This is a genomic window from Rhodococcus sp. 14C212 (assembly GCF_011058195.1).
GTDB classification, from domain to species: domain Bacteria; phylum Actinomycetota; class Actinomycetes; order Mycobacteriales; family Mycobacteriaceae; genus Rhodococcus; species Rhodococcus aetherivorans.
In genome coordinates this window covers 1-780 of sequence record NZ_JAALEH010000224.1, presented here as the reverse complement: position 1 = coordinate 780, position 780 = coordinate 1, and the positions used below count along the sequence as shown (strand labels likewise).

General features: G+C 70.8%; 1 protein-coding gene and 1 pseudogene. Both read left to right on the top strand.

Translation table 11 applies throughout. From position 1 onward, the window contains the following. A partial coding sequence (locus G6038_RS30810) for a F420-dependent glucose-6-phosphate dehydrogenase (RefSeq protein WP_165042711.1) occupies positions 1-182 on the top strand: 182 nt, incomplete at its 5' end. A gap of 15 nt (positions 183-197) precedes the next feature. Beyond that, positions 198-780: pseudogene (locus G6038_RS30805) on the top strand (glucose-6-phosphate isomerase); the annotation flags it as partial.

Below are 780 nucleotides of genomic sequence, written 5' to 3'. Positions count from 1 at the left end.
TCGAGCAGGTGGCCAAGCGGTGGATCGTGGCGTCGGATCCGGACGAGGCGGTCGAGCAGGTCGCGGCGTATGTCGACGCCGGGCTGAACCATCTGGTGTTCCACGCGCCGGGGCACGATCAGCGGCGGTTCCTGGAGTTGTTCGAGAAGGATCTCGCTCCCCGCCTGCGCGCGCTGGCCTGAGGAAGGGAAATCCGAATGAGCACGGCCGCAACTACACTCACCGGCACGGCCCCGTGGCGGGCGCTGGCCGCCCATCGCGGCGAACTCGAGGCGGTGGATCTGCGGGGGTTGTTCGCGGCGGATCCGGGTCGGGCGCAGCGGTTGTCGGTGACCGCGGGCGAGTGGTACATCGATTTCAGCAAGCATCGGATCACCGACACCACGGTCGGGTTGCTGCTGGATCTGGCCCGGGCGTGTGCGCTCGAGTCCCGCCGCGATGCGATGCTCGCCGGGGAGCGCATCAACAGCACCGAGGATCGGGCGGTGCTGCACACCGCGCTGCGGCTGCCGCGGTCGGCGACGCTGACCGTGGACGGCGCCGACGTGGTCCCCGAGGTGCACGCCGTGCTCGACGCGATGGCCGGCTTCGCCGAGAAGGTCCGCTGCGGCACCTGGCGCGGCGCCACCGGGGAAACGATCACCACGGTGGTGAACATCGGGATCGGCGGCTCGGATCTGGGCCCGGCGATGGTGGCGCGGGCGTTGCGGCACTACGCCGACGGCCCGGACGCCCGGTTCGTCGCCAACATCGATCCGGCGGATCTGACCGCGCAGCTGT